Genomic DNA, 26,745 nt, shown 5'->3' on the forward strand with positions numbered 1-26,745 from the left:
CCACTTGTATGTACGTGAATTACCAGAAAAGGAATAGAACATAACCAAAAAAAGCATAATCAATAATGAATAAGCGTTGCAGTTCGGCGATGGCTGGTGGAAAATGTTCAACCCCAAAATGAATACAAGCAAATTAATCAATGTCATAGCCAATTTAGTTAGGCGTTGAGCATGCTTTTAGGCAATTATTTATAGCAGGAGACACCATGCCTTCACGTCGAGAACTAGCCAATGCCATTCGCGCTTTATCAATGGATGCGGTACAACAAGCTAATTCAGGTCACCCCGGAGCACCAATGGGAATGGCTGATATTGCACAAGTATTGTGGAGTGATTTTATGCACCACAATCCAGCTAACCCGAAATGGGCTAACCGTGACCGCTTCGTGTTGTCTAATGGTCATGGCTCGATGTTGATCTATTCTTTGTTGCATCTAACCGGTTACGACTTGCCAATTGAAGAATTAAAAAACTTTCGTCAATTGCATTCAAGGACTCCAGGTCACCCAGAGTATGGCTACGCACCTGGAGTTGAAACCACTACCGGTCCTTTAGGACAAGGTATTAGTAACGCTGTTGGTATGGCAATCGCTGAAAAAATGTTAGCAGCACAATTTAATCAACCTGAGTTTGATATTGTTGATCATTTCACCTATTGCTTTTTAGGTGATGGTTGTTTGATGGAAGGGGTTTCTCATGAAACTTGTTCACTTGCTGGAACTTTAGGTTTAGGTAAGTTGATCGCCTTTTGGGATGACAACGGTATTTCCATTGATGGTGAAGTAGAAGGTTGGTTTACTGACGATACTCCTGCTCGTTTTGAGTCTTATGGTTGGCACGTTATTGCTGACGTGGATGGACACGATCCTGAAGCCATCAATGCTGCAATCAAAGCGGCTAAAGCAGAAACTTCTAAACCCACCATGATTTGTTGTAAAACAGTCATCGGATTTGGTTCACCTAATAAATCAGGTAGCCACGATAGTCATGGTTCACCTTTAGGTCTTGATGAAGTTGAAGCAACCCGCAAAGAACTTAACTGGAACCATGCCCCTTTCGTTATTCCTGAAGATATCTACGCACAATGGGATGCGAAACAAACAGGTTTAGAGCTTGAGCAACAGTGGAATGGAAAGTTTGCTAAATACGCAGAAGCATATCCAGAGTTAGCCAGTGAGTTTACCCGTCGTTTAAATGGTGACTTACCTGCTGATTTCAGCGATAAAGCCGCCGCATATATTAAACAAACCCAAGAAAAAGCTGAAAACGTTGCGAGTCGTAAGTCTTCGCAAAATGCAATTGAAGCCTTTGCCAGTTTACTACCTGAAGTGGTTGGTGGTTCAGCCGATTTAGCCGGATCTAACCTAACATTGTGGTCTGGTTCAAAAGGTATTACCGCCGATGATGCCAGTGGCAACTATATTTTCTACGGCGTACGTGAATTTGGTATGAGCGCGATCATGAATGGTATTGGGCTGCATGGCGGCTTCAGAACTTATGGTGCAACCTTTTTAATGTTCATGGAATACGCTCGTAATGCTGTGCGTATGTCTGCGTTGATGGGAATTCCTAATATTTTCGTTTATACCCATGATTCCATTGGACAAGGGGAAGATGGTCCAACTCATCAACCTATTGAGCAAGTAGCGAATTTACGTCTAACTCCAAATCTAACGACGTGGAGACCTTGTGATGGAGCTGAAACAGCTGTGGCTTGGAAAGCGGCAATTGAGCGCAAAGATGGACCATCAGCACTGGTATTCAGCCGTCAGGGTTTACCTGCACAATCTCGCAATGAGCAGCAACTTGCTGATATCGTCAAAGGTGGATATGTTTTGCTGGATTGTGACACGACACCTGAAATCATCTTGATTGCCACAGGCTCTGAAATCGCTATCACGGTTGAAGCTGCGCAAAAATTAACTGCGCAAGGTAAGGCTGTACGTGTAGTATCTATGCCTAGCACCAATGTCTTTGATGCCCAAGATGCTGATTATCGTGAGTCTGTATTACCTCGCAGCGTGACAAAACGTGTTGCTGTTGAAGCTGCTCATGTGGATTTTTGGCACAAATATGTTGGATTCGATGGCAAAATCGTTGGTATGACTACCTTTGGTGAGTCTGCCCCTGGTGGCGCGTTGCTGAAATACTTTGGTTTTACCGCAGATGCTATCGTAGAGGCGGCGAATTCATTATAATCGAGCGCAAAATAAACTAGCGTTACTAACCTAAGGTTTTTAGTGTTGGTAACCTAATTACTAGAAAAGGGCACACTTGTAACAGAGCGTGCCCATTTATGTATTAAGAGTGACATGATACGAATTGCAATAAATGGCTTTGGTCGCATAGGTCGAAACGTATTGCGGGCTTTGTACGAAACAGCTCGACACGAACAAATCAAAATTGTTGCAATTAATGAGATTGCTAATCCTGAAGGCATTGCTCATTTATTAAAATACGACACAGCTCACGGTCGTTTTGGATTTCCGGTTTCCCTGAATGGGGATTGTTTGAATGTGGCCGGTGATACGATTCAATTGCTACAGTTCGCTACTTTAGACAAGCTACCCTGGGCCGAGCTCGATGTGGATTTAGTCTTAGAGTGCACAGGCGTTCACAACGATAGAGCGGATGCGGAAATTCATATTGCCCAAGGCGCTAAAAAAGTACTTTTTTCCCACCCATCGACACCAGACATGGATGCTACTGTTATTTACGGTATCAATGATGACTTGTTGCAAAGTGATGATCGCATTGTTTCCAATGGCTCTTGTACTACAAATTGCATCGTGCCGGTAATTCAAGTTCTTGATAAAGCATTTGATGTGTTAAGCGGCACAGTCACAACCATTCATTCTTCTATGCATGATCAACAAGTGATTGATGCGTATCATCCAGATTTGCGCCGAACACGAGCTGCTAGCCAATCGATTATTCCCGTAGATACCCGATTAGCTGCTGGTATTGAACGGGTGTTGCCAAAATTTGCAGGAAAATTTGAAGCGATCGCTGTCAGAGTGCCTACAATTAATGTCACAGCGATGGACTTGAGTGTGACAGTAGATAAAAAAGTGTCAATAAATGACATTAATCAGGTGTTGAAACAAGCAGGTCAGGGCAGATTAAATGGAATATTGAGTTACACTGAAGAGCCTTTGGTATCAATAGACTTCAATCATGATCCACATTCTTGTATCGTGGATGGCACACAAACCAGAGTGAGTCACAAACAACTTGTGAAAACACTGGTATGGTGTGATAACGAGTGGGGTTTTGCGAATCGAATGTTAGACACTGCGCAAGCTATGTTTCGTATTTGAACTATAAATGTAATTAAAAATAAATATACTTAATGGTGTTATAGATTAACAATCAATAATAGCAAGATTAAAGGAACCTATATGTCGATACTCAGTATGGCAGATTTGACCCTCGCAGATAAACGAGTGTTAATACGCGAAGATCTCAACGTGCCAGTCAAAGATGGCAAAGTGACATCAGATGCGAGAATTAAAGCAGCCTTACCAACGATTAAACTAGCGCTTGAAAAAGGTGCCAAGGTAATGGTGATGTCGCACCTAGGCAGACCCACCGAAGGCGAGTTTGACGCTCAGTACTCCATGCAACCTGTCGTCAACTATTTGAATGATCACCTCGATTGTCCGGTTAGTTTAGCCTCTGATTATCTTGATGGTGTGGAAGTGGCAACAGGTGAAGTTGTCGTTTTAGAAAACGTACGTTTCAATGTAGGTGAGAAAAAAGACGACGAAGGGCTTGCAAAGCAGTATGCTGGCTTATGTGATGTGTATGTAATGGATGCTTTTGGCACCGCGCACAGAGCGCAGGCTTCCACCCATGGTGTGGGTAAGTTTGCTCCAATAGCTTGTGCGGGACCTTTGTTAGTCAATGAATTAGATGCACTTGGTAAAGCTTTAGACAATCCAGCCCGACCTTTGTTGGCTATTGTGGGTGGTTCTAAAGTTTCTACTAAATTAACCGTTTTAGAGTCACTTTCTAGTAAAGTTGATCAATTAATCGTTGGTGGCGGGATTGCCAATACATTTATTGCTGCACAAGGGCATAATGTGGGCAAATCTTTATATGAAGCAGATTTGATTCCTGAAGCAAAACGATTAATGCAGACGGCAAGTGACAACGGTGGCAATATTCCAGTACCCGTGGATGTGGTGACTGGCACTGAGTTTTCAGAAACCGCATCAGCCAGTTTGAAGGCTGTTACACAAGTCGCAGACGAAGATATGATTTTTGATGTTGGACCACAAACATCAAATCAACTTGCCGCGTTAATTCGACAGGCGGGAACTATCGTATGGAACGGGCCAGTAGGGGTTTTTGAATTCGATCAATTTGGTGAAGGAACCAAAGCAATTTCGTTGGCAATTGCACAAAGCAGTGCTTTTTCAATTGCTGGTGGTGGTGATACTTTGGCAGCAGTAGACAAATATGGTATATCTGACAAAGTTTCGTATATATCAACAGGTGGTGGTGCTTTCTTGGAGTTCTTAGAAGGCAAAACGTTACCTGCTGTAGCAATGTTGGAAGCAAGGGCAAAAGAGTGACAGTCGTCAGATTGATTACTCCAAGAAGAAGAAGTGTAGTGAAACACTCAAGTTAAGTTTTGTATTCTACTCAAATAAAAAGGAGTGTTGCGGATGGCATCACAAGCACAACTAGACATGCTTAAAAAAATAGAGTCCGATAATGGATTTATCGCGGCCTTGGATCAAAGTGGTGGTAGTACCCCAAAAGCATTAAAACTGTATGGCGTGACCGAAGATGAATATAACGGTGACGAAGAGATGTTCGGTAAAGTGCACGAAATGCGCACTCGAATCATCACCAACAAAGCGTTTAATGGTAAGCGAGTACTAGGCGCTATTTTGTTTGAAAATACCTTAGATAGGGATATTGAAGGTAAAGCCAGTTCTCACTATTTGTGGCAAGAAAAGCAAGTTGTCCCATTTCTTAAAGTGGATAAAGGGTTAGAAGCAGAAGAGAATGGCGTTCAGCTAATGAAAGCAATGCCTGGCTTAGATGACGTTCTTGATAAAGCCAATGCGAAAGATGTATTTGGTACCAAGATGCGCTCAGTGGTGAAATCTGCCAATCCGGCTGGCATTAAAGCCGTAATTGAACAGCAGTTTTTAGTAGGGCAACAAATATTGGCTAAGGGACTAGTTCCTATTATAGAACCAGAAGTTGATATTCATGCGCCTGATAAAGAAGCCGCTGAAGCAATTCTTAAAGCTGAAATTTTAGCTCAATTGGATGCATTACCAGACACCCAGCAAGTGATGTTAAAACTGACTTTGCCTGAAGTGAATGGTTTTTATTCTGAGCTAATTGAGCACCCTCGTGTACTCAAAGTGGTTGCTTTGTCTGGTGGTTATTCAAGAGAAGAAGCCAACAACCGTTTAAAGGCAAATAAAGGTATTATTGCAAGTTTCTCACGCGCTCTATCAGAAGGGTTATTTGCGCAACTTTCTGATAAAGAATTTGAAGAAACCCTAGATGCTTCTATTGAAAGTATCTATCAAGCTTCAATCACCTAGTAATAGTGTAAACGACTAAACAGCCGGACTTTTGTCCGGCTTTTTTGTTTTCTGCTGTTAGGTTTAACATTTTTTGATTATCACGACTAAAATATAACGGCTGACTGAGCACTGAAAAATTCCGGTTACCGATATTAGGATAATTATGAAATTCGAATTGCCATTGCCGTTGTATAAAAAGCTTACGGTAACATTCCGAGTTGAGCCCGGATGTCTAGGGCCAGAGGGCGCAGCCCACATAAAGGGGTTTTGTAAACACGCAAAAAAAATGGTGGTGGGTTTAGATTCCGATTTTATTCGTTGGGTGATTATCCCAAGGTATGATAAATCTTTGCCAGAAACCGAATATAAAACGAATGGGAAGCGTTTAAATCAGCAGCAAGCGGCATTGTATCTTAGTGCCTTTAATAAAAAACTAGACGATTTTGAAGCTCATCTTGATGAGCAATTAACCCATTTGATTGATAGTTATTTAGGCCGTTAAGTCAACTCGCAGTGGATCTCAATGAATGCTCTATTTGTTGTTTAACAACGGTTAAGCGTAAGACAGTTTATAATCTAAAACACCTAAGTATTCGGCTTCTCTAGCCAAATCTGCACTGATAATCGGCTTGTGCATTAACCACTGTTCAGGGAAGGTGATTTGTAATGATTTATCTTCTATTACAATCTTAAACTCAGGCAAAAAGTCATCTTGCCGTTTGATATTAAGTAGTACACCTAAGCGTAAAATTATAATCAGTTTTTTTACCGCCTCTGAATCAAATTGCCAAAATTCCGGAAGTTCGTCAGGACGTATTTTTTTGCGGTGAAATCGAGCTAAAATCGAAAGTAATATTTGTTGTTCTTGGTTAAAACCGTGCAAGTCCACATTATGCAAAATGTATCCTGAGTGGCGCTGCACGCCACGGGAGTTTATTTGCAGTCCAACCTCATGTAACAGCGCCGCCCAACTCAATAAGTTACGATATTCTTGACCGCCGATTTTCCACACTTTCTTACACTGGTTATATACCTCTAGAGTCGTCACATGAACGCGTTTTGCTTGGTCTACATCGACATCATAGCGGGTAGCCAGACTTTGTGCTGTGCGTTCACGAATATCGTGATGCGCCAGGTGTTCTTCCATTTCGTATATCACACCTTCCCGTAAAGCTGCGGCAGAATATTCTACTGAATCTATTTTGAGGCTTTTAAAGATTCCAATTAAGATTGAAATACCAGCAGCTAAGACTGGAATTCGGTCTTCTGTGACGGCTAACTTTAAGTCTTTGATATGGCCTGCGGATATACACTTGTCGCGCAACGTTTTTAGGTTGTCCAGTGATACAAAACCCTCTGGATTAGCATCATCTAATGATTGGGCTAACAGCACTATTGCCTTGATGGTGCCAGAGGTGCCGATACAGTGTCGCCAACCTAGTTTTAGGTATTTAGCGTCTATCAATTCAAGTTCTTGTTGGGCTGCGGTAATCGCCTTTTTAAAGGCGCCAGCCGTGAGAGCCCCCTCCGCAAAAAAACGCTTTGTATAACTCACACAGCCCATTTGTAAGCTGCGCATTATTTTACTATCAAAACCTTCGCCAATGATAAATTCAGTTGAACCTCCACCAATATCGACTACTAGCCTTTGGCCATTATTTTGAACTGTGTGGGCGACCCCTGAGTAGATTAAACGAGCTTCTTCAATACCGGATATTACTTCGATAGGGTAAGGTAAAATTTGCTTAGCCGCTTGAATAAAATCTTTTGCGTTTTTGGCTTTACGCAGCGTGTAAGTAGCCACAATTCTTACCGTGTCAGGTTCAAAGCCTTTGAGACTCTCAGCAATTATTTGTAGGGTATCTAAGCCTCTTTGCATGGCTTCGTCGGATAAGCGATGATGTTTATCTAAACCATCAGCTAAACGAACCTTCTGCTTAACACGGTGCAGGATTTGCACACTACCGGCAACAATTCGCGCGATCACTAGATGAAAGCTATTCGAGCCGATATCAAGCGCCGCAACTTGAGTTGTGGGTCTAGCTTCAATATTACTGAAGGCTTCACTGAATTGTGACATTTATGACATCATTCCTTAAGGCGGCTTACATCTCGATATAGTGTATTATTCTAGTGATTTTAGATAGTGATAAATTTCCACTTGAGAACGTAGTTTTTTACGATTTCCACGCTTCACATATTTATTGGTTTGTTCCGCATCAATGATTCGTGCTTTGATGGTGTCTTTCAATTGCAGTTCCAGAATATGAATAATGCGTTTTTTTAAGTCTTCATCATAAATAGGACAACCCACTTCAATGCGATTATCCATATTTCTTCTCATCCAATCGGCCGAAGAAATAAACACTTTAGGATTTCCCGCATTTGTAAAAGACATCACTCTTGGGTGTTCTAAAAAGCGATCTACAATACTAATAATAGTGATGTTTTCACTTACTCCGGGAATATTCGGTATAAGTGAACACATGCCACGGACTATGGCTCTTACTTTGACACCAGCCTGACCGGCTCGATATAAATCGTCAATTAATTGTTGGTCAACTAGGTTATTCACTTTTAAAGTGATGCCTGATGGTAAGCCTTCATTGGCATTTTGGATTTCTTGGCGCACTAAAATCTGAATTTTGGTGCGCGCATTTAGTGGCGATACTTGCAGATGTTGAAATTTATTGCGACGGTAAGGCAATTGAATCAAATCAAATACCCAAATTGCTTCTTGAGCTAATTCTTGGTTACGGGTAAACAGGCTAAAGTCAGTATAAATTTTAGCTGTTTTTTCATTGAAGTTACCCGTACCGAAATGAGAATAATGTACTAGCTCCCCTTTTTCTTCACGACTGACCACGCATAATTTACTATGGATTTTGAATGAAGGAGAACCTAACACAACTCGGATCCCGGCATCGGTCATGGTTTTTGACCATTCAATGTTGGCTTCTTCATCAAAACGCGCACGCAGTTCGACCACTACGGTTACTGTTTTACCATTGTCTACGGCATCGATAAGTGAATTGACGATTCGCGATTTATTCGCTACGCGATAAATATTCAGACGGATATGTTTGACGCTGGGGTCAAATGCCGCTTGGCGCACAAACTCGGTAAAATGTAAAAATCGATGATAGGGATAATAAAGTAAAATATCTTTATGTTTAATAGCATCAAATACCGTGTCGAAATCAGTAAATAAGTGCGTATTTATTGCTGGTAGAGGTGGATTTTCTAAATAACTTCTGCCGACATTTGGGAAACCAATAAAGTCTTTGAAGTTTCGATAGGCACCGCCCGCTATCAAACTATCAAAAGAACTGATTTTTAAACGTTTCTTGAGGTTTTTTAACATTTCTTCTGGCATATCAGCATCATAGATAACCCTTACAGGCTCAGCTATCAAACGTTGCTTCATGCTTTCAGACATTTTTTCTACGAAACTTTCATCAATCTCATCATTGATAGAATATTCTGAATCTCTGGTCACTTTAAATGAGTAAGCTTCCATTTCATCAAATTCAATAAAGCCTTTAAACACAATGCTTAAGCAAAGTTGAATAACGTCATCAATTAATATGATGTGTTTCTTTTTACGGCTTTTTTCAGGGGGAATTTGAATAAAACGCGACATGGCTTCGGTGGGCAACTCAATCGTTGCGTATTTAGTCGCTCGGTCTTTTTTATAAATAGCCACATATAAATAGGTGCCAAAGTCATTCAGGCGATCGACAAGGTTGACTTTTTTATGCAGTAATATAGGTGCAATATGGCGTAATATTTTGTTTTTAAAATAGTTTGTTAACCATTCTTGTTGATACGGGGATAGTTGGTTTTTGTCTACTATGTAGATGTTGTAGCGCTTCAGTCCGGCGATAACATCATCGTAAACTTTTTCAAAGTTATCCGTTAGAACCACCACTTTGTGTTGAATTTTTTCCATCAACAACTTGGTGTTTTCTGCTGCTTGCTCGTTACCTTCTTCTAAGTGAATATAAATTAAGCGTTTTACTTCCGCCACTCTGACTCGGTAAAACTCATCCATATTGCTGGAAAAAATGCCTAAAAATCGAATTCTTTCAACGATTGGATTGTGTTTATCCGCTGCTTCTTGCAATACACGTTCATTAAAAGAAAGCCAGCTTAGTTCTTTTGGATAATAGATTTGTTCTGGATACATTAGTTACCTGATTTTTCCCGAGCTTTTTCAATAGGATGGAATGTTCCATTGTTTGTATGACAGTTTTGTTAAATTCGATGATTTCAACCTAAATAACTACCTTAAATCTACATCGACAATCAAATCGTTGGCAATATCTTCTAGTGCGTCGGAAAGTTCATCAAGTTGGAAACCTTCGGGGATAGCAACAACCGCATGGGCTTTAAACAATAAACTGCCCCAATTCGGCGCGCTTTGGCAACTAGATTCAAATTTAATAATGTTTATATTAAAACGACTCAAGGTAGTTGTGAGTTCTTGCACAATACCTGGTTTGTCGTTGCCCGTAATATCAATTTCTACGATATCGGATTTGTTATTTGAGTCGTTATCAGCGCTCACCGAGTGGATAGTTAAGTTGGGATGCTTTTGCAAAAATTCGATTAGGGTGTCATGGTTTTCGACAGGAATATCAACTTCGACAAACCCAGCGAAATGACCCGCCATGTAGGAAAAGTTACTTGCTAACCAGTTACCCCCTAAGGAATAAACTTTTTGCGCAAGTGACTCTACGAGTCCAGGTTTATCTTTTCCGATTAAAGTTAATATTATTGGTTTCATTGAAACACCCCTCAACTTAACTATTTTAAAGTTATACCTATCGAGTCGTGCTGGATAGATAAGATTGATTGACTAATTAGTATCATAGCCTAATCATATGATAATTCGTAAATTAATCATTGTTTTGATTTGCGTCATTATATATGCCGATTCATCAATATGAGATGAGGTGACCGAAAAGATTGTCACTTGCCAGTTTGTCTATATCCATTACACTAGGCACAATTTCAAAATCAGGGTTAGTTTTGTGGGTCAGTCATCAATTGATGAATCATCGTCTAGCAATACCCAAACGGTGAAAGTCGCGCGTTTAAGGAAAGTAAAAAACCGTCTAGTTGCAGCAGCCATTGCAACATCAGGATGGTTAGTTTTGCTGACCCTGGGATTATTACTCTGGCAATTGGTCATCCAAGTTTTGCCCTTGGCTCGTGATGTGAGTATTTCACCAAAATATCAGTTTGCTATCACCCCAAATGAATCAATTTTATATCTTGGCGATGTTATCAATTCGGTGCCACTTGTTACCATGGATAAAGATTGTCGGGTGAATTTTTACTCTCAATCGGCAGGTAAGTCCAATTCAAGTTTAGTAAAAAGTAAAATTATCCCTGCGCTTTGCACCGACCAAGTAAAAGTTAAAGCCTATGATGGTCAACTGTACTTGGCAATATTGAGTCATTCAGGGATATTGCGCATTGAAAAACTAAATCAAGTTGATAAACATTTATTTCCTGAGCTAGAAATGACACTGGCGGTAACCGACGTCGAACCTGTGATAAAAACGGATAAGTTTGACTTCCAACTGTCTGCAAACACGATCATGCTATCGGTGCAACAAGGTCAAATGTGGAAGGTATATAGCATTGACCGGCGCAGTAAAAATGAAATCGATGTTGTTGAGGTGAACAACCCAGAACATCTGTTACTACTGCCGAGAATTGGACAATTTATTTATGTTGCTGATAGCAAACTTACTACACATGACATCACCTCTGGCAGGTTAAACCACATTGCTTTTGATCAAGCCATCAGCACATTGAATGTCTTTCCAAGTCAACGCTCCCTGTTCATAGGTTTGCAGGATAAAACGCTGCAAAAATGGAGTATCGTGAATGCCCAAGGGCAATTAGTCTTTCAACCCATGTATTCAATGGTTACCGAGTATCAACCGAAAAATATTCTTATTCACCAATCTGAAAATGCAGCATTTATAACTGACCAAAAAAATCAGCTTAAGATCATTAATTATGTCACCGGAGAGCAAGTAAGCGACAGTTTCACTGAGCATATAAGTAATCAAATATTATTGAGCCAGAACCTTTTATACACAGTCACGAATAACACTTTGAATGTTTTCGAGGTGAACTCGATCTCCGCTGTGAACACGATTCAATCTTTGTGGGGAAAAAATAGTTATGAAGGTTACCCGCAAGCAGATTACGTTTGGCAAACTACGTCAGCTGCTGATTATCACGAAACCAAATTTAGTTTAGTTCCTCTGGTTATAGGTAGTTTAAAAGCGTCCTTTTTAGCGCTTTTAATTGCGGTTCCGCTAGCTGTGTGCGCTGCAATTTATACTGGATTTTTCGCGCCAGAGCGATTGCGCAATTGGATTAAACCAAGCATCGAAGTGCTCGAAGCAATACCCTCTGTGGTGTTAGGTTTCATTGCGGCTATTTGGTTAGCTCCGTTAGCCGAGCAATTTATCTTGTCATTATTATTATTTGTCTTGCTGCTGCCTCTGGTTTTATTTTTGTTTGCGCTTTTACATCATCCTTTGGTGCAACGCTTACCCCAACGTTTTAAACAGGGATGGGAATTACCCCTTGCAAGCATTTTATTGATTGGCTTGGGCATTTTTGTGTATTCCATTACCGATGTTATGTCATTGGCAAGCGCCAATCTTCAAGGACACTGGTTGTTGCCCATAGATACACTGGAAAACATTAATAAAAATACCCTTGTAGTAGCCTTGGCGCTAGGAATAGCTATTGTACCGAGTATTTATTCTCTGGCTGAAGATGCAATTTATGAAGTGCCAAATACCCTAAAGCAAGCTTCTTCGGCACTGGGCGCAACTCGTTTGCAAACGCTGCGAAAAGTGGTGTTGATTTTAGCCTATCCAGGTATTTTAAGTGCCATTGCCTTAGGGCTAGGCAGAGCTTTTGGGGAAACAATGATTGTGCTAATGGTGACCGGCAATACACCAGTGGCGGATTGGAATTTATTGTCAGGCTTACGCACGCTAACTGCTAACTTAGCCATAGAAATGCCGGAAGCAGAAGTTGGTAGTAGCCATTATCAAATCCTGTTCTTAACGGGGCTTGTGCTATTTTTGTTTACGTTTGTGCTAAATACTTTTGCTGAGTTACTACGTCAGTGGCTAAGGAAAAACTATCAACATGGCTAATTGGAAGTTTAATCTCGAACAAAAGCAATCCATGGCGACCAGTTTGACCGCAGCAGTGGCGGGTTTTTTAGTGTTGGTATTGATTGCTCTTTCGTTATTTATTTTCGTTCGTGGTGGCACCTTTTTTTGGCCGCAAAGTATCCAGGCTATTGTGTATCAGGAACAAGACGGCACTTATCAGAGCCACTTTGTGAAGCTAGACGCAAAAACCATGCGTGTCGGTGAAGAAATCTTACATTACCGCTTTTCATCGGCAGAACAACTCTTTAGTGGTCAGATAACACTCAGAAAATCCAGTTTAATCAGCTCTGAAACGATTCCTGATCTAGCTGTTATTGAATTGAAAAATGGCGGGATGGTAATCGCTAAAGTCGAGTCAATACGGGACTCCGATGGCAATACATTAGGTATGCAAGAGTTTGAATTAATTCAAGGCCGAATTAACCAGCTAGTAGCCTCCACTGAGTTTATTCGTAAAGGAGAGCTTGCTGAAATTCACCGTGCACTTGCTAGTTTGGATCGCAGAGGGGTTAAAGCAGATGCACCAGCTCGGGTTAAACTGTCAAAACGTTTTTATGAGTTACAGGATGTGCTGGCGGATGTCGAACAAACTCTGCAAGGCTTTGTATTGACGGTTGCATTTGCAAATGGCACAACCTATCCCATAAATATGCAAGAAATTAGTAATGTTAGCTTTCCAAATTCAATGAATCTGGGTGACAAACTCATCTCTGCAATATCTTCTTTTGCGTCATTTATTAGCGACTCACCGAAATTAAACAACACCTCGGGAGGGGTTTTTCCTGCGTTGTTTGGGACTATTGTGATGGTGTTATTAATGACCATTTTAGTCACCCCATTTGGCGTATTGGCAGCGGTTTATTTGTATGAATATGCTCCGCAAAACAAGATGACTGCATTAATTCGAATTTCGGTGAATAACTTGGCTGGTGTTCCTTCGGTTGTATACGGTGTTTTTGGACTTGGCTTTTTTGTGTATGTGGTAGGAGCAAGTATTGATGAAGTTCTATTCTCCGATGATCTTCCTGCTGCCACATTTGGTGCGCCCGGTATTTTTTGGGCTTCATTAACCATGGCAATTTTGACCCTGCCGGTTGTCATTGTCGCGACAGAAGAAGGCTTGCGACGAGTACCCCAATCTCTCCGCGATGGTAGTTACGCGCTAGGAGCTACACAAGCCGAAACTATCTTTAAAATGATTTTACCCATTGCTAGCCCAGGTATTATGACAGGTGTAATATTAGCTATTGCTAGGGGAGCAGGGGAAGTTGCGCCTTTAATGTTAGTGGGGGCAGTGAAATTTGCGCCAGCGTTGCCTGTAGACGGTGAATTCCCATTTGTTCATTTACAGCGTCAGTTTATGCATCTTGGTGTACTAATTTATGATGGTGCATTCCATAGTCAAAATATTGGTAATGGCTCTTCATTTATCTTTGCTTGTTGTCTGTTGCTGCTGTTGATTGTGTTGAGCTTAAACTTAATCGCCATTTTTATCCGTAATCGACTTCGCAAACAATATGCACAAAATTAGGGTATGAGAATTCATGTTAAAACTGTTTGAACATGACAAATTAGATGTCAATAATTTAAAACCAGAGCAAATTGCGGTTGAAGTGAAACAGCTTAATTTGCGCTTCGGTGAGAAAAAAGTACTTGAAGACATCAATATGCAGATCCCTAAAAATCAGGTTACGGCATTGATCGGTCAAAGTGGTTGCGGTAAATCCAGTTTAATTAGCTGCTTTAATCGCATGAATGATTTAATTCATGGATGTGAAGTTACAGGGCAGGTGATTATTTCTGCTAGTGATATCTATCATCGTAAACAAAACGTAGCGACTTTACGCACTCGTGTGGGGATGGTTTTTCAAAAACCTAATCCATTCCCCATGTCAGTTTTCGAGAACGTGTCTTATGGATTGAAATTACAAGGTGTCCATGAGAGACGAAAGCTTGATGATGCGGTAGAGCAGGCGTTACGTGAAACCGGACTTTGGAAAGAAGTCAGAGACCGTTTATTCGATTCAGCGTTAACCCTATCAGGGGGCCAGCAACAACGGATGGTAATTGCTCGCGCTTTGGCGCTAAAACCAGAGATACTATTGCTTGACGAACCTACATCAGCATTAGACCCTTTGGCTACGTTGCATATCGAAGAACTGCTGAATCAACTGAAAAAGCAGCACACTGTCATCATAGTTACTCATAATATGCAGCAAGCTGCTCGTGTATCAGATTACACTGCCTTTATTCATCAAGGTAAGCTTATAGAATATTCTGATAGTGATAGTGTGTTTACAATGCCTAAACAAAAGCAGACCGAAGCGTATATAACTGGACGGTACGGGTAGGAACAGAAAATCTATGGCTTACATTGAAATCAACACCCACATCTCCGTCGGTTTTAACAAAGAATTAGAAGATCTCAAAAATTCAGTGTTGACCATGGGAGGCTTGTTAGAGCAGCAGCTCAACGATACCTTGCAGGCATTGAAAACCAATAATGCGGGTTTAGCTGAAAAAGTGGTAATTAATGATAAAGAAATTAATTCCATGGAGATTCAGATTGATGAAGAGTGCATGCGGATCATTGCTCGACGTCATCCAACTGCTAGTGATCTTCGTTTAATCATGACAATCGCCAAAGCGACAGCCGATATCGAGCGCATGGGAGATGAAATAGAACGGGTAGCAAAACTCATTTCTCATTCCAATGTTCCAGATTCCGATTCCCTTAAGTCTAGTATGTTGGTAATAGGTGAACATGTTTTGGAGATGCTCAAAGATACTTTAGATGCATTTGCTAGACTTGATTTAGAGGCGGCTGAGAAAACCTATCAAAATGATGAATCAATCGATGCTCAATATAAGGATTTGTTGAGTATTACTATTTTAGAGATGCAGCAGCATTCTGATGAGTTAGAAAATTGGTTAGAAGTACTCTGGGCATTACGCTCATTCGAACGTATTGGTGACCGATGTAAGAATGTTTGTGAGTACGTCATATTTTTAGTTAACGGTTCTGACAACCGTGAAATTTAACCCAGCATTTGTTAGGCTGATTTTTTATTCTAATTTGTGCTTTTTTAAAGCACTTTGGGTTTTATGATTTTTCGCTAGACCCCTTTTGTTTAAAGGGTTTCAGGTGTGTCATAAAAATGTCATATAAACAGGCTAGTCTTTCGCGTATGATTCAGGCTTCTGGATTGGCTAATCGATTATTTTAGAGATATATAATGTCAACAAATTCATTTCTTGGTGTATTTGCAAAATCACCGCTGAAGCCGATTGAAGATCATATTGATCTGGTCGATCAGTGTACTCAATTACTTGCTGTATTTTTCCAACATGTTTACCAATGTGATTGGATTAGTGCAGAGGCTGTACAACAACAAATATCTCAACTGGAAAAACAGGCAGATAAGGTTAAACGTGAATTAAGGACTAACTTACCAACAGGTTTGTTTATGCCTATTCAACGTCAAGACATACTTGCCCTGATTACACAGCAAGATAAGTTGGCCAACAAAGCGAAAGATATTTCTGGTCGTATTATTGGTCGTCAGTTACAGATTCCCGAATCATTGCAGGAGTCATTCAATACCTATTTGCTTAGGTGTCTTGATGCCTCAACCCAAGCTAAAAACGTCATCAATGAATTGGATGAATTGTTAGAAGCTGGTTTTAAAGGCAGAGAAGTTGATCTAGTTGAAAGAATGATAGCTCAACTTGATGAAATAGAAGATGAAACAGATAGCCTGCAAATAATTATGCGCAGCTCCTTAATGAAAATGGAATCTGGAATGAATCCTGTAGATGTTATGTTTTTATACAACATCATTGAATTAGTCGGCGGTTTAGCCGACACGGCAGAGCGAATAGGTGCTCGACTTGAATTGATGTTAGCGGGATAAAAGGCGTACCTCTATGGAAATTATTAATGACTACGGGTTTATCCTGATTGTTGTTGCAGCTGTTGTTGGGTTTTTAATGGCTTGGGGGGTTGGCGCTAATGATGTGGCTAATGCGATGGGTACATCCGTTGGGTCTAAAGCGTTAACCATTAAACAAGCTGTATTTATTGCAATGGTGTTTGAATTTGCCGGTGCTTATCTGGCTGGTGGCGAGGTTACCTCAACAATAAGAAAAGGCATTATAGATACAGCCTATTTTATTGATACTCCCGAGCTACTCGTGTTCGGAATGATAGCCGCGTTGTTCTCAGCTGGTATATGGCTAGCTGTTGCTTCCTATTTGGGGTGGCCAGTTTCCACCACTCACTCCATTATTGGTGCCATTGTTGGATTCGCCGCCGTAGGCATAGGCTCTGAAGCCGTCGAGTGGGCCAAAGTTGGTGGCATTGTTGGTAGTTGGGTTGTGACACCCGCAATTTCAGGCTTTATTGCGTTTCTCATCTTTATGAGCGCTCAACGTCTCATCTTCGATACTGATAATCCGTTTAGAAATGCCAAACGTTATGTGCCTTTTTACATGGCGTTCGCTGGCTTTGTGATGTCTTTGGTGACCATCACTAAAGGTTTGAAGCACGTAGGGTTACACTTTACGTATGTTGAAGCTTGTGTGTTTTCAGTCATTATCGCGATACTTGTTTCAATTGTCGGACGTTTATATATAAATCGAATCAAATTTGACGAGAGTCTAGACAGATCGATGCATTTTGCTAACGTTGAGAAAGTCTTTGCTATTTTAATGATTGTTACCGCTTGTTGTATGGCGTTTGCTCACGGTTCAAATGATGTGGCGAATGCGATTGGGCCATTGGCTGCAGTGGTGTCCGTGGTCAATAATCATGGTGAAATTACCGCAAAAGCAACTTTGGATTGGTGGATATTGCCACTTGGTGCTTTGGGTATTGTTTCTGGCCTAGCGTTATTCGGTCATCGCGTTATTCGAACTATTGGTAACGGTATTACCCATTTGACACCAAGTCGGGGTTTTGCCGCAGAACTCGCTGCCGCTTCTACAGTGGTGATTGCTTCTGGTACTGGGTTGCCAATATCTACAACACAAACTCTCGTGGGAGCTGTGTTAGGAGTAGGTATGGCCCGTGGTATCGCGGCATTAAATCTAGGTGTAGTACGTAATATTGTTATCTCTTGGGTTGTCACCTTGCCAGCTGGCGCAGCATTATCTATTGTTTTCTTCTTTATGCTTAAAGGTATTTTTGCACCTTAATCTAAATTCCCAAAAGCGATTTTTATTTTTTCTCAAAGCGGCACCTTTTGGTGCCGTTTTTATTTGATTTGAATATTTAAAAATCTGATTTAAACTAGCTTATGTAATCAGTTTTTTAGAAGATAAATAATGAAATGGCCTAATTTAAAGCATCTGCATTACCTCGTTGTTCTCCATGAAGTACAGCATTTTAATAAAGCTGCTCAGCTATGTTGTGTGAGTCAATCTACCCTCAGTACCGCGATTCAAAATCTCGAAGAACAATTTGCTTGTCAACTCTTGGAGCGGGATCATAAAACCTTTGTTTTTACGCCGTTTGGACTGGAGTTAGTTGAACGCAGTAAAAAATTGTTAAACGATGCGACTGAATTGGTCGATTTTGCGCAGTCTGCGGGAAATTGGTTGGCGGGTAATTTAAAGCTAGGCGTCATTCCTACTATCGCTCCTTTTATCTTTGAAGGCGTGTTGGGAGTGGTCAAATCGAACTTCCCTGAGTTGCAGTTAAAACTGCAAGAAGACACCACGGAAAACCTTTTACGACAATTAAATGATGGTATTTTAGATCTTCTGATTTTAGCTTTACCTATGGAAACCCCAGGTTGCAAACAATTGGTGATTGGCCATGATCCCTTCCATTTAATTGCCCATAGCGACTTAGTTAGTTCCCTACCTGAGCCAATGGATATGTCTGCACTGCCAAAAGAGAGCGTATTCTTGCTACAGCGAGAGCATTGCATGACAGGCCATGCAGTTAGCGCTTGTCGACTTCAGCACTCCGAGCAAGTTAGTTCACTGGCTGCATCGAGCTTGCATACTCTAGTTGAACTGGCGAATAGCAAACTTGGCTTTACATTTATGCCTGAGCTCGCTATTGAACATCATATATTGAGTACCTCGCAATTAGTATCTATGCCTGCTGAAGATAATGCTTATCGAGAGATTGGTTTAGTCTGGCGTTCGGGGACCACCCGAGTGCGGTTATTCCGATTATTAGCAGAACTTCTGTCACCATTGATGCCCATTCCTACATTGAAAAAATAATTTTACAAGTTTCAAACTATTTGAAACCTGGTCTCGACTATATTCACAAGCAGACTAATGGAACCATCTAAGTGTTTGAAAAAAGCGAAGAACAGTTAATAGCCAAAGCGTTGAATGGTAACAAACGAGCTTGGCTGAATCTGATAAAACGCTATGAAACTCAAGTGTATAACTATGGTATTCGGATGACAGGCACTCGCGAAGATGCCTTAGATCTGATGCAAGAAGTGTTTATTTCAGTCTTCCGTAATTTAAGTAATTACCGCGGAGATGGCAGCTTTAGGGGCTGGCTTTTTAAAATTGCTCACTATAGATGCATTGAGTTTTATCGGCGCAAAAAACCAAATCAAGCCCTTGATGATAGTCCTGAGATAGAAAGCGCTGAGCCATGCCTGGAAGCGTCAATGGTTTCTTCACAAGATGCTAATCAACTGGTTAGTGCAATGCAACAGTTACCGCTATCTCAAAAAGCCGTTATTGAACTGAAATTTTTCGGACAATTTACATTTGAAGAAATAGCTGAACAACTGGGTATTTCAGCCAATACCGCGAAATCCCGAATGTACAGTGCGCTATCTAAGTTAAAAATTTTATTGGAGGTTGAATATGCCTGATTTAAATGAATCTGAGTTACTCGCAGCTTGGATGCAAGGGGAGTTGAGCCCGCAACAACAAAAACAGTTTGAGAAATTGTGCACTGAAAATGAGCGATTTTCTGAGCAGGTTGAAATGGCAAACCAAGCTTCCTTGCTAGCGCAAGATTATCGCTCAGAAATAGTGCCTAAGTGGAACAAGGCGAATAGTTTTGACTATCAGCAACCACCTAAATGGTGGCAATGGCAAGGTTTACCGGTATTTTCGAGCGCGCTTTCGATTGTTGCTATTGTTTTGGTTTTTAGTGGTTTTGAAGCAAGTGTCGAAAATGGCAAGGTGACATTCGGGTTTGCTGATTCTAACCAGAGTATCGAGCAAAAAGTCGCCCAACAATTAAATGAATTTAAAGTACAACAAAATGAAGCTTTAAATAGTTATGTTATGTCGTTACGTGAACAGCAATTAGATGCAAGCACCCAATTGACTCAGTACTTACTAGCCTCTAGTAGGCAAGAACGTAAAGAGGATTTCGGAGAACTCATAAAGTTCATCAATGAACAGCGAAACGACGACCAATTGTTTTACGCTCGGCAGTTAAATCAGCTCGAAAAAGCGATTTACGACAGTCCAAGTGGTAATCCTTAGAACCAGAAATATTGTGTATCTAATTTGCAAGAATAAAGAGGTAAAAATGAAAACCTATCAAAAATTTAAGAAATTATCATTGGCAACTACCACAGTAGCAGTGATGTTTGGACTCGCTTCAAGTGCAGTTTGGGCAAAAACCAACCTGTCAGAATTGCGCAGTGAACTGCAGATAATGAGTGGTATTATGAAAACTGCCATGGCGCAAGGGGAAAACAAAAACGGTATTCGCTTACGGGGATTGGAAGTTACATATTTATCGGCTCAAGGGGTGGTATTTGAATTAAACAGCAGTGCTCAAAATAGACACTTTTCATTTTCTTTTGATACCAACAATGAGTTTGTACTAGCTCCAGAACTACCGCCTATTCCTCCATTGCCTGTTGTTGGAGACGAAGAGCATGAGGTATTCATCGAATTTGATGATGAACACTGGAGTGAAGAAGTTGAAGAGTCTTTACGATTGGCAAGCGGGGCGATGAATAAAGCAAGAGAAAAACTACGGGAATTAAATCAACAAGAGCGTGAAATAGCTTGGGAGCAGCGCGAATATAAGCGTCGCTTGCGGGATATAGAGTTTGAAATGCGCACTGCTGATAGCCAGCGCAAGGCCAATTTACAAGAGCAAAAAGCAGAGTTAGATGCTGAGTTAGCTGAGTTGAAAAAACGTCAATCCAGTGTTGACAAATATGCCGAACAATTGGAAGCAGATCAAAAACAACAAGCTGAACAACGACTTATGCAAAGGAAGCAGCAATACTCGGCATTTTTAACCCGGTTTGAAGATAATGTCACCTCTACTTTGTGTAAATATGGAAACGGCTTTAAGGCATTGCCAAGCGATGAAAACGTAACTTTCGTTTTGTCGAATTTGGGTTCAGCTGAGAAGGGCGGATCTGAAGACCGTATCTATGTGTTTAAAAACAAAGATATTCAATCTTGTGTAAAAGATAAAATAACGCCTAAGCAGTTACTATCTAATGCTGATGCCTATCTGTTCTAATCTGCTATTAAACAATATTAACCCTTTGAAAATACCGTGCACCCCACGGTATTTTTAGTTAACTTAGCAATACAATTAAATTGCTTTTGCATGTTCCATGACTTTTGACTGTGAAAACGCTAAGCTTAGGCAGTTTAATTTTTGCAGTGACAAGTGATTGGATTTTAATACATGACTAAACAGATTGTGATCAGTGGTTCGGGATTATGGACACCACCAAATAGTATTTCTAACAGTGAATTGGTTGATAGCTATAATGCTTATGCAGAAAAGTTTAACCAAGAAAACGCCGAAGCAATAGCGGCTGATGAAGTTAAAGCTAAGCCATTATCTAGTGCTGAATTTGTAGAAAAAGCGTCTGGTATTAAAAGTCGTTATGTGTACTGCAAAGACGGTATTTTAGACATCGACCGTATGCGCCCTGATATTCCAGAGCGAAGTGATGATGAAATATCTCATCAAGCTGAAGTTGCTCTAGATGCAGCGAAAAAGGCGCTAAAAGCGGCGAATAAAACAGCGGCAGATATTGATGCGGTAATTGTTTCTTGTGCATACACGCAACGCTCATACCCGGCAATAGCGATTGAAGTTCAAGGTGCGTTGGGAATTAAAGGTTTTGCATTTGACATGTTGGTTGCATGTTCAGCAGCTACATTTGGTGTGCATAGAGCCTACGAGATGGTTGCCGCTGAAACGGCTAAATGTGTACTAGTCATTAATCCTGAATTGGTTTCACCGCAAATTAATTATAAGGATCGCGATAGTCATTTTATTTTTGGCGACGTGGCTACGGCGATGGTTATCGAACATCAAGATACTGCAACCAGTGAACACCAATTTGAGATTCTCAGTACCAAAGCGGTCACTGATTTTTCCAACAATATTCGTTCTAACTTTGGCTACTTGAGTCGAGTATTTGATACCGAACCATATGGGCCTGATAAGTTATTTCATCAAGAAGGACGTAAAGTTTTCAAAGAAGTCTGTCCTATGGCTGCTGCTCATATTGTCGATCATTTGGCAAAGCACAGTTTGACTTCAGCTGATGTTAAGCGCTGGTGGTTGCATCAAGCGAATATTAATATGAATACTTTAATTACCAAAAAATTACTTGGTCGAGTGGCGGAAGGTGACGAAGCACCTATTGTTTTAGACCGTTATGCAAATACTGCTTCGGCGGGCTCCATCATAGCGTTTCATTTACATCATCAAGATTTACAATCGGGAGATTTTGGTTTGATTTGTTCCTTTGGTGCTGGGTATTCTATTGGTAGCTTGGTGTTGAAAAAGAAGTAAAATTGAAGCTATGAATTACAACACGTAGAGTTAAGTCTTTACCGATAATTGAAGTGCTACAGGGTGCATACAAAAGTTAGTTTCGTTCAAGGAAGTCAATAAATCATGGTAGCCGATCTTGGGTTTGGGTTAGGTGTAGTCAGTTACAGCCTATTGCTATTATTGCTGTTCACGGTTAGAAAGGCTGGACTAGTCAAGTACTTATTGATTTTGGCCACTGCAGGGACTGCTGTCTGGTGTTTGCTTCACATTAACTTTTTATTTGGTCCTGTAGAAATTGAAAACCTGTTTCTATGGGATGCAGCTAAACAAAGTATCTGGCTGGTGTTTTTGCTGGCTTGCATTAAAGATGACTTTCGCAATTTAAAGGACGTATTAGTGCGTCCTTTTTCGATTGTGATGTTATCTGTACCTGTGGCTTCGATATTATTACCTTATTTTTTCAGCATCGACGTTAGTTGGCGTTTTCTCGCACAAACCATAATATCCTTAGAAGTTTTGGTCATTTTAGAACTGCTCTACAGGCAAGCAGGGGAAAATAAGTGGGCTTACAAACCATTAGTGTTATACCTGGGCGCTACTAACTTATTTGAATTTGTTACCTTCGCCAATGCCACTATGGTTGGTGGTCTTGAAGTCCACTATATTGCTGCTAGAGGGTATGTATATACCGGATTATTGCCATTTTTAGTGTTGGCGATTCGTCGTATCAAACATTGGGGAGTGGATATATTCATTTCCCGAGATATAGTGTTACACAGCTCGTTACTGATGGTTGCAGGTATTTATCTGTTTATCATGGCGATGTTAGGCTATTTCGTGAAATACGTAGGCGGAGAGTGGGGAGGAACAATACAGATATTGCTCATCGTTTTGTCTACGGCACTGTTGATGACATTGTTTCTGTCAAATAGCTTACGGGTTAAAATTCGCGTCTTTATCACAAAACACTTTTTTGTTAATCAATTTGACTATCGAATTGAATGGTTAAAATTAACCGATGCGTTATCTTCCAATGAATCGAATATTTCCCAAGTGTATGAAAATGCCCTCAATAGCTGGATTCAAGCAATTGAATATGATTCCGGCGTTTTATTAAAAAAAGAAGGGCATAGCCTCAACCCAAAAGCACAGATAAACCATCCAGATCTAACTTCTCGAGAATGTCAGCTACTCAATGAATTGGCAATTTACTGTCAACAAAAAGATTGGGTCATCGACATCGAAGAGTTGCGTTACCAACCCTTTATTTACGAAGGTTTAAAAATAAATCATGCATTATTAAACGAATGTTCATTTCAAATTGTGCTACCCATCTATAAAGCGGAAGCGTTGTGGGGCTTAGCCATTATGAATGGTGATCGTTCAGTGCGTAAGCTGAATTGGGAGTTACGGGATTACCTGACTGCGGTTACCGCACAAATATCGAGTTATGTGTTTCATCATGAAGCGGGTAAAGAAGTCGCGGAAAATGCGCAATTTGCGGCCTTCAATCGTATGTCAGCTTTTGTACTACATGATTTAAAGAATGTTTTGGCACAAATAGATTTGATTTTGGCAAATGCGGAGCAACATAAAGACAACCCCGAGTTTATTGACGATACTTTCGAAACACTGACGCATACAAAAGCTCGTATGGACAAAATGTTACGTCAGCTTACAGATAAAAAAGAAGCGCAAAGAAGCAGTGTAAAACTATGTAATGTTTCCGAAAGTATTCGCTCAGTGATCGCTAAAAAATGCGCAGGAAATTTACCCAATCCTAGTTTAATTGTAATAGATGAAAAACAACTGGTGATAGATGAAGAAAAATTCTGTAATGTTATGTATCACCTCATCAGTAATGCACAACAAGCTACTGATGATAATGGAACAGTGGAAATTAGCATTGATATGAGCGTTGACCAACGTTTTCTTGTGGTTACCATCAAAGATTCTGGTGAAGGGATGAGTCAAGATTTTATTGAAAATCGCCTATTTAAACCATTCGATACCACAAAAGGTAACGCCGGAATGGGAATTGGCGCTTACGATGCCAAAAATTTCGTTGAAAGGTTGGGCGGCAGTATCAAAGTCCAAAGTGAAGAACAAAAAGGATCAGTGTTCACACTGAGTTTTCCTGCAGAATAATAATCTTTATAGAGGGACCCGGAAGAAGTGGATAGAATATTAGTAGTTGATGATGATCTAGGTATCCAAAAACAACTTAAATGGAGTTTGAGTGATTACGAAGTTGTTTTCGCAGAAGATCGTCAGTCTGCGATCAACCAATTACGTCGATATGAACCTAAAGTTGTTACACTAGATTTAGGTTTACCTCCTGACCCTGCTAATGCTTCTGAGGGACTGGCTGCATTAGAGGAAATTTTGGCTTTATCACCACAAACAAAAGTTATTGTGGTAACGGGTAACAATGATAAAGAAAATGCGCTTAAAGCCGTTGCCTTAGGTGCCTACGATTTTTATCAAAAGCCCATAGATTCTGACACGATTCAGATTTTGATTAATCGCGCAGCCAACCTATATAACCTCGAACTTGAAAATCGACAACTAGCCAAAACTTCACCATCAATGAGCAAAATTATTGGTAATAGTGAATGTATTCAGATGGTTAGTCGTAAAGCTGAAAAAATTGCTCAGACTGATATTAGCACCTTGTTGTTAGGGGAAAGTGGTACTGGTAAAGAGGTGTTTGCCCGCAGTATTCACGACCACAGTCTGCGTAAAGACAATCCTTTTGTCGCGATTAACTGTGCATCCATACCTGAAAACCTGTTAGAAAGTGAACTTTTTGGTTACGAAAAAGGCGCATTTACTGGCGCGAATAAAACCACTTTAGGAAAAATTGAAACCGCCCAAGGTGGAACCGTATTTTTAGATGAAATTGGTGACATGCCGTTAGGTTTACAAGCCAAAATGCTGCGCTTCTTACAAGAACGAGTGATTGAGCGAGTAGGTGGCCGAAGTGAAATCCCTGTGGATATTCGAGTTATCTGTGCAACCCACAGAAATTTGCAAGACATGGTCGCTGAACAGACGTTCCGTGAAGATCTGTTCTACCGTGTTGGCGAAATTATTATCAGCATTCCGCCGCTAAGAGAGCGTGAGAATGACGTTATTTTATTAGCTAAGACCTTCTTGAACCAATACAACGAAGAATTTGGAACAAAGGTTAAAGGTCTCAGCGATGGTGCCGTGAAAGCGATGCTACAACACAAGTGGAACGGTAATATTCGGGAATTACAAAATAAACTAAAATCAGCAGTTATTTTGGCCGAAGGCAGTACCATTCAAGCCGATGATCTTGGGTTAGTTGTGCGTGAAGATGGTGACGATGCCGTTGATAGTCTTAATCTGCGAGAAGTCAGAGAATTAGCCGAGAGTCGGGCAATACGTCGAGCTTATCACCAGTCTGAGAAAAATATGTCGAGAACTGCTGAATTGCTAGGTGTGACACGACCAACATTATACTCATTAATTGATAAGTACCATTTGGATGATATAAAGACCGGTGCATAATAGGTTTAATTGGCTGTGAATTAAAAAATCCCTCAGGATGTAAATTCTGAGGGATTTTTTTTAGTGAATTGGTTTTAGCATTTCAATTCACTTTTTATTACCAAACCAACTGCGTAAAATGCTTGCGACACATTGATTCGTATGTGTCGTTACCCCCTACTTGCACCTGAGCTCCATGTTTTACTGGGTTACCATTCTCATCCCAGCGCACCACGAAGTTGGCTTTTTTACCACAATGACAGACTGTTTTTAATTCAATCATTTTATCGGCCCATGCCAACAGATAGTGACTTCCCTCAAAGGTCTCACCGAGGAAATCAGTTCGCAATCCGTAGGCCAATACGGGAATTTTTAGTTGATCGACAATCCCGGTTAACTGTTTCACTTGCTGTTTACTTAAAAATTGCGCTTCATCGATAAATATACAGTCAATTTTTCCTTTTTCATGTAAGCCTTGGATACTTTCAAATAAATCACTTTCTCGATTAAAAAGGTGTGCATCCGCTTTTAAGCCAATTCGCGATGCGACTTTGCCAATGCCGTAACGATCATCTAGCGCAGCGGTAAAAATTTCCGCTCGCATTCCACGTTCTTGATAATTGTATGCTGATTGTAGTAGTGAAGTGGATTTACCTGCATTCATTGCAGAATAATAAAAATATAGTTGGGCCATAAA

Annotated in this window: 22 protein-coding genes; 18 read left to right on the plus strand and 4 right to left on the minus strand. The window is 40.5% G+C overall.

The features are described 5' to 3' along the window. Positions 1-206: 206 nt before the first annotated feature. The 5 genes from tkt to VUI23_RS04490 all read left to right on the plus strand — a co-directional run bounded on the left by tkt (position 207) and on the right by VUI23_RS04490 (position 6,057). Positions 207-2,198: a transketolase gene (tkt, locus tag VUI23_RS04470; RefSeq protein WP_342807028.1), complete on the plus strand. Its 1,992-nt coding sequence runs from the start codon at positions 207-209 to the stop codon at positions 2,196-2,198. 114 nt (positions 2,199-2,312) lie between these two features. After that, the gene (epd, locus tag VUI23_RS04475) at positions 2,313-3,320 is read left to right on the plus strand and encodes an erythrose-4-phosphate dehydrogenase (protein ID WP_216046861.1); all 1,008 of its coding nucleotides are present in this window, start codon (positions 2,313-2,315) and stop codon (positions 3,318-3,320) included. Positions 3,321-3,401: 81 nt separating this feature from the next. After that, complete coding sequence (locus tag VUI23_RS04480; protein ID WP_216046860.1) at positions 3,402-4,580, plus strand: phosphoglycerate kinase; 1,179 nt, start codon at positions 3,402-3,404, stop codon at positions 4,578-4,580. 93 nt (positions 4,581-4,673) lie between these two features. Beyond that, positions 4,674-5,573: a fructose bisphosphate aldolase gene (locus tag VUI23_RS04485; protein WP_216046859.1), complete on the plus strand. Its 900-nt coding sequence runs from the start codon at positions 4,674-4,676 to the stop codon at positions 5,571-5,573. 145 nt (positions 5,574-5,718) lie between these two features. After that, positions 5,719-6,057, plus strand: coding sequence for a hypothetical protein (locus VUI23_RS04490; RefSeq protein ID WP_342807030.1), 339 nt, complete (start codon positions 5,719-5,721; stop codon positions 6,055-6,057). Between the two features lie 51 nt (positions 6,058-6,108). Here the strand turns inward: VUI23_RS04490 and ppx are convergent, their stop codons facing one another. The 3 genes from ppx to VUI23_RS04505 all read right to left on the minus strand — a co-directional run bounded on the left by ppx (position 6,109) and on the right by VUI23_RS04505 (position 10,344). Next, a complete protein-coding gene (gene ppx / locus VUI23_RS04495; protein ID WP_342807032.1) occupies positions 6,109-7,635 on the minus strand; it encodes an exopolyphosphatase in 1,527 nt (508 codons plus the stop codon). 45 nt (positions 7,636-7,680) lie between these two features. Next, entirely contained in the window at positions 7,681-9,744 is a 2,064-nt protein-coding gene (gene ppk1, locus VUI23_RS04500) for a polyphosphate kinase 1 (RefSeq protein ID WP_342807034.1), read from the minus strand. A 96-nt stretch (positions 9,745-9,840) separates the two neighbouring features. Next, positions 9,841-10,344 carry an ACT domain-containing protein gene (locus tag VUI23_RS04505; RefSeq protein WP_216046855.1) on the minus strand — a complete coding sequence of 168 codons (504 nt, stop codon included), beginning with the start codon at positions 10,342-10,344 and terminating at the stop codon, positions 9,841-9,843. 247 nt (positions 10,345-10,591) lie between these two features. Here VUI23_RS04505 and VUI23_RS04510 point away from each other — a divergent pair, with 247 nt between their 5' ends. The 13 genes from VUI23_RS04510 to prsR all read left to right on the plus strand — a co-directional run bounded on the left by VUI23_RS04510 (position 10,592) and on the right by prsR (position 26,069). After that, complete coding sequence (locus VUI23_RS04510; protein WP_342807036.1) at positions 10,592-12,754, plus strand: ABC transporter permease subunit; 2,163 nt, start codon at positions 10,592-10,594, stop codon at positions 12,752-12,754. Next, on the plus strand, positions 12,747-14,306 hold the full coding sequence (pstA, locus tag VUI23_RS04515; protein WP_216046853.1) for a phosphate ABC transporter permease PstA: 1,560 nt from the start codon (positions 12,747-12,749) through the stop codon (positions 14,304-14,306). The genes VUI23_RS04510 and pstA overlap by 8 nt, the downstream gene beginning before the upstream one ends. A 13-nt stretch (positions 14,307-14,319) precedes the next feature. Further along, a complete protein-coding gene (gene pstB / locus VUI23_RS04520) occupies positions 14,320-15,126 on the plus strand; it encodes a phosphate ABC transporter ATP-binding protein PstB (RefSeq protein ID WP_342807038.1) in 807 nt (268 codons plus the stop codon). A gap of 13 nt (positions 15,127-15,139) precedes the next feature. Then, the gene (gene phoU, locus VUI23_RS04525) at positions 15,140-15,817 is read left to right on the plus strand and encodes a phosphate signaling complex protein PhoU (RefSeq protein WP_216046851.1); all 678 of its coding nucleotides are present in this window, start codon (positions 15,140-15,142) and stop codon (positions 15,815-15,817) included. A 194-nt stretch (positions 15,818-16,011) separates the two neighbouring features. Then, entirely contained in the window at positions 16,012-16,689 is a 678-nt protein-coding gene (locus VUI23_RS04530; protein WP_216046850.1) for a TIGR00153 family protein, read from the plus strand. Between the two features lie 13 nt (positions 16,690-16,702). Then, the gene (locus tag VUI23_RS04535; protein ID WP_216046849.1) at positions 16,703-17,971 is read left to right on the plus strand and encodes an inorganic phosphate transporter; all 1,269 of its coding nucleotides are present in this window, start codon (positions 16,703-16,705) and stop codon (positions 17,969-17,971) included. 129 nt (positions 17,972-18,100) lie between these two features. Next, on the plus strand, positions 18,101-19,012 hold the full coding sequence (locus tag VUI23_RS04540; protein WP_216046848.1) for a hydrogen peroxide-inducible genes activator: 912 nt from the start codon (positions 18,101-18,103) through the stop codon (positions 19,010-19,012). Positions 19,013-19,083: 71 nt separating this feature from the next. Beyond that, positions 19,084-19,626, plus strand: a complete 543-nt coding sequence (locus VUI23_RS04545; protein WP_216046847.1) for a sigma-70 family RNA polymerase sigma factor — start codon at positions 19,084-19,086, stop codon at positions 19,624-19,626. Beyond that, complete coding sequence (locus VUI23_RS04550; protein ID WP_216046846.1) at positions 19,619-20,251, plus strand: hypothetical protein; 633 nt, start codon at positions 19,619-19,621, stop codon at positions 20,249-20,251. Before VUI23_RS04545 ends, VUI23_RS04550 begins: the two co-directional genes overlap by 8 nt. Positions 20,252-20,297: 46 nt before the next feature. Further along, positions 20,298-21,254 carry a hypothetical protein gene (locus tag VUI23_RS04555; RefSeq protein ID WP_342807040.1) on the plus strand — a complete coding sequence of 319 codons (957 nt, stop codon included), beginning with the start codon at positions 20,298-20,300 and terminating at the stop codon, positions 21,252-21,254. A gap of 171 nt (positions 21,255-21,425) precedes the next feature. Beyond that, positions 21,426-22,550 carry a beta-ketoacyl-ACP synthase III gene (locus VUI23_RS04560; protein WP_216046844.1) on the plus strand — a complete coding sequence of 375 codons (1,125 nt, stop codon included), beginning with the start codon at positions 21,426-21,428 and terminating at the stop codon, positions 22,548-22,550. Positions 22,551-22,655: 105 nt separating this feature from the next. Next, entirely contained in the window at positions 22,656-24,680 is a 2,025-nt protein-coding gene (gene prsK, locus VUI23_RS04565; RefSeq protein ID WP_342807041.1) for an XrtA/PEP-CTERM system histidine kinase PrsK, read from the plus strand. A gap of 27 nt (positions 24,681-24,707) precedes the next feature. Then, positions 24,708-26,069, plus strand: coding sequence for a PEP-CTERM-box response regulator transcription factor (gene prsR / locus VUI23_RS04570; protein WP_216046842.1), 1,362 nt, complete (start codon positions 24,708-24,710; stop codon positions 26,067-26,069). Between the two features lie 97 nt (positions 26,070-26,166). Here prsR and VUI23_RS04575 read toward each other — a convergent pair whose 3' ends face one another. Further along, positions 26,167-26,742, minus strand: a complete 576-nt coding sequence (locus tag VUI23_RS04575) for a thymidine kinase (protein WP_342807043.1) — start codon at positions 26,740-26,742, stop codon at positions 26,167-26,169. Between the last annotated feature and the right edge of the window lie 3 nt (positions 26,743-26,745).

The organism is Alteromonas sp. M12, from assembly GCF_037478005.1.
GTDB lineage: Bacteria > Pseudomonadota > Gammaproteobacteria > Enterobacterales > Alteromonadaceae > Aliiglaciecola > Aliiglaciecola lipolytica_A.

Bases quoted from the DNA above. Each gene is read 5' to 3' on its own strand.
- tkt (WP_342807028.1), top strand. From the start codon at position 207: ATGCCTTCACGTCGAGAACTAGCCAATGCCATTCGCGCTTTATCAATG.
- epd (WP_216046861.1), top strand. From the start codon at position 2,313: ATGATACGAATTGCAATAAATGGCTTTGGTCGCATAGGTCGAAACGTA.
- VUI23_RS04480 (WP_216046860.1), top strand. From the start codon at position 3,402: ATGTCGATACTCAGTATGGCAGATTTGACCCTCGCAGATAAACGAGTG.
- VUI23_RS04485 (WP_216046859.1), top strand. From the start codon at position 4,674: ATGGCATCACAAGCACAACTAGACATGCTTAAAAAAATAGAGTCCGAT.
- VUI23_RS04490 (WP_342807030.1), top strand. From the start codon at position 5,719: ATGAAATTCGAATTGCCATTGCCGTTGTATAAAAAGCTTACGGTAACA.
- ppx (WP_342807032.1), bottom strand. From the start codon at position 7,635: ATGTCACAATTCAGTGAAGCCTTCAGTAATATTGAAGCTAGACCCACA.
- ppk1 (WP_342807034.1), bottom strand. From the start codon at position 9,744: ATGTATCCAGAACAAATCTATTATCCAAAAGAACTAAGCTGGCTTTCT.
- VUI23_RS04505 (WP_216046855.1), bottom strand. From the start codon at position 10,344: ATGAAACCAATAATATTAACTTTAATCGGAAAAGATAAACCTGGACTC.
- pstA (WP_216046853.1), top strand. From the start codon at position 12,747: ATGGCTAATTGGAAGTTTAATCTCGAACAAAAGCAATCCATGGCGACC.
- pstB (WP_342807038.1), top strand. From the start codon at position 14,320: ATGTTAAAACTGTTTGAACATGACAAATTAGATGTCAATAATTTAAAA.
- phoU (WP_216046851.1), top strand. From the start codon at position 15,140: ATGGCTTACATTGAAATCAACACCCACATCTCCGTCGGTTTTAACAAA.
- VUI23_RS04530 (WP_216046850.1), top strand. From the start codon at position 16,012: ATGTCAACAAATTCATTTCTTGGTGTATTTGCAAAATCACCGCTGAAG.
- VUI23_RS04535 (WP_216046849.1), top strand. From the start codon at position 16,703: ATGGAAATTATTAATGACTACGGGTTTATCCTGATTGTTGTTGCAGCT.
- VUI23_RS04540 (WP_216046848.1), top strand. From the start codon at position 18,101: ATGAAATGGCCTAATTTAAAGCATCTGCATTACCTCGTTGTTCTCCAT.
- VUI23_RS04550 (WP_216046846.1), top strand. From the start codon at position 19,619: ATGCCTGATTTAAATGAATCTGAGTTACTCGCAGCTTGGATGCAAGGG.
- VUI23_RS04555 (WP_342807040.1), top strand. From the start codon at position 20,298: ATGAAAACCTATCAAAAATTTAAGAAATTATCATTGGCAACTACCACA.
- VUI23_RS04560 (WP_216046844.1), top strand. From the start codon at position 21,426: ATGACTAAACAGATTGTGATCAGTGGTTCGGGATTATGGACACCACCA.
- prsK (WP_342807041.1), top strand. From the start codon at position 22,656: ATGGTAGCCGATCTTGGGTTTGGGTTAGGTGTAGTCAGTTACAGCCTA.
- VUI23_RS04575 (WP_342807043.1), bottom strand. From the start codon at position 26,742: ATGGCCCAACTATATTTTTATTATTCTGCAATGAATGCAGGTAAATCC.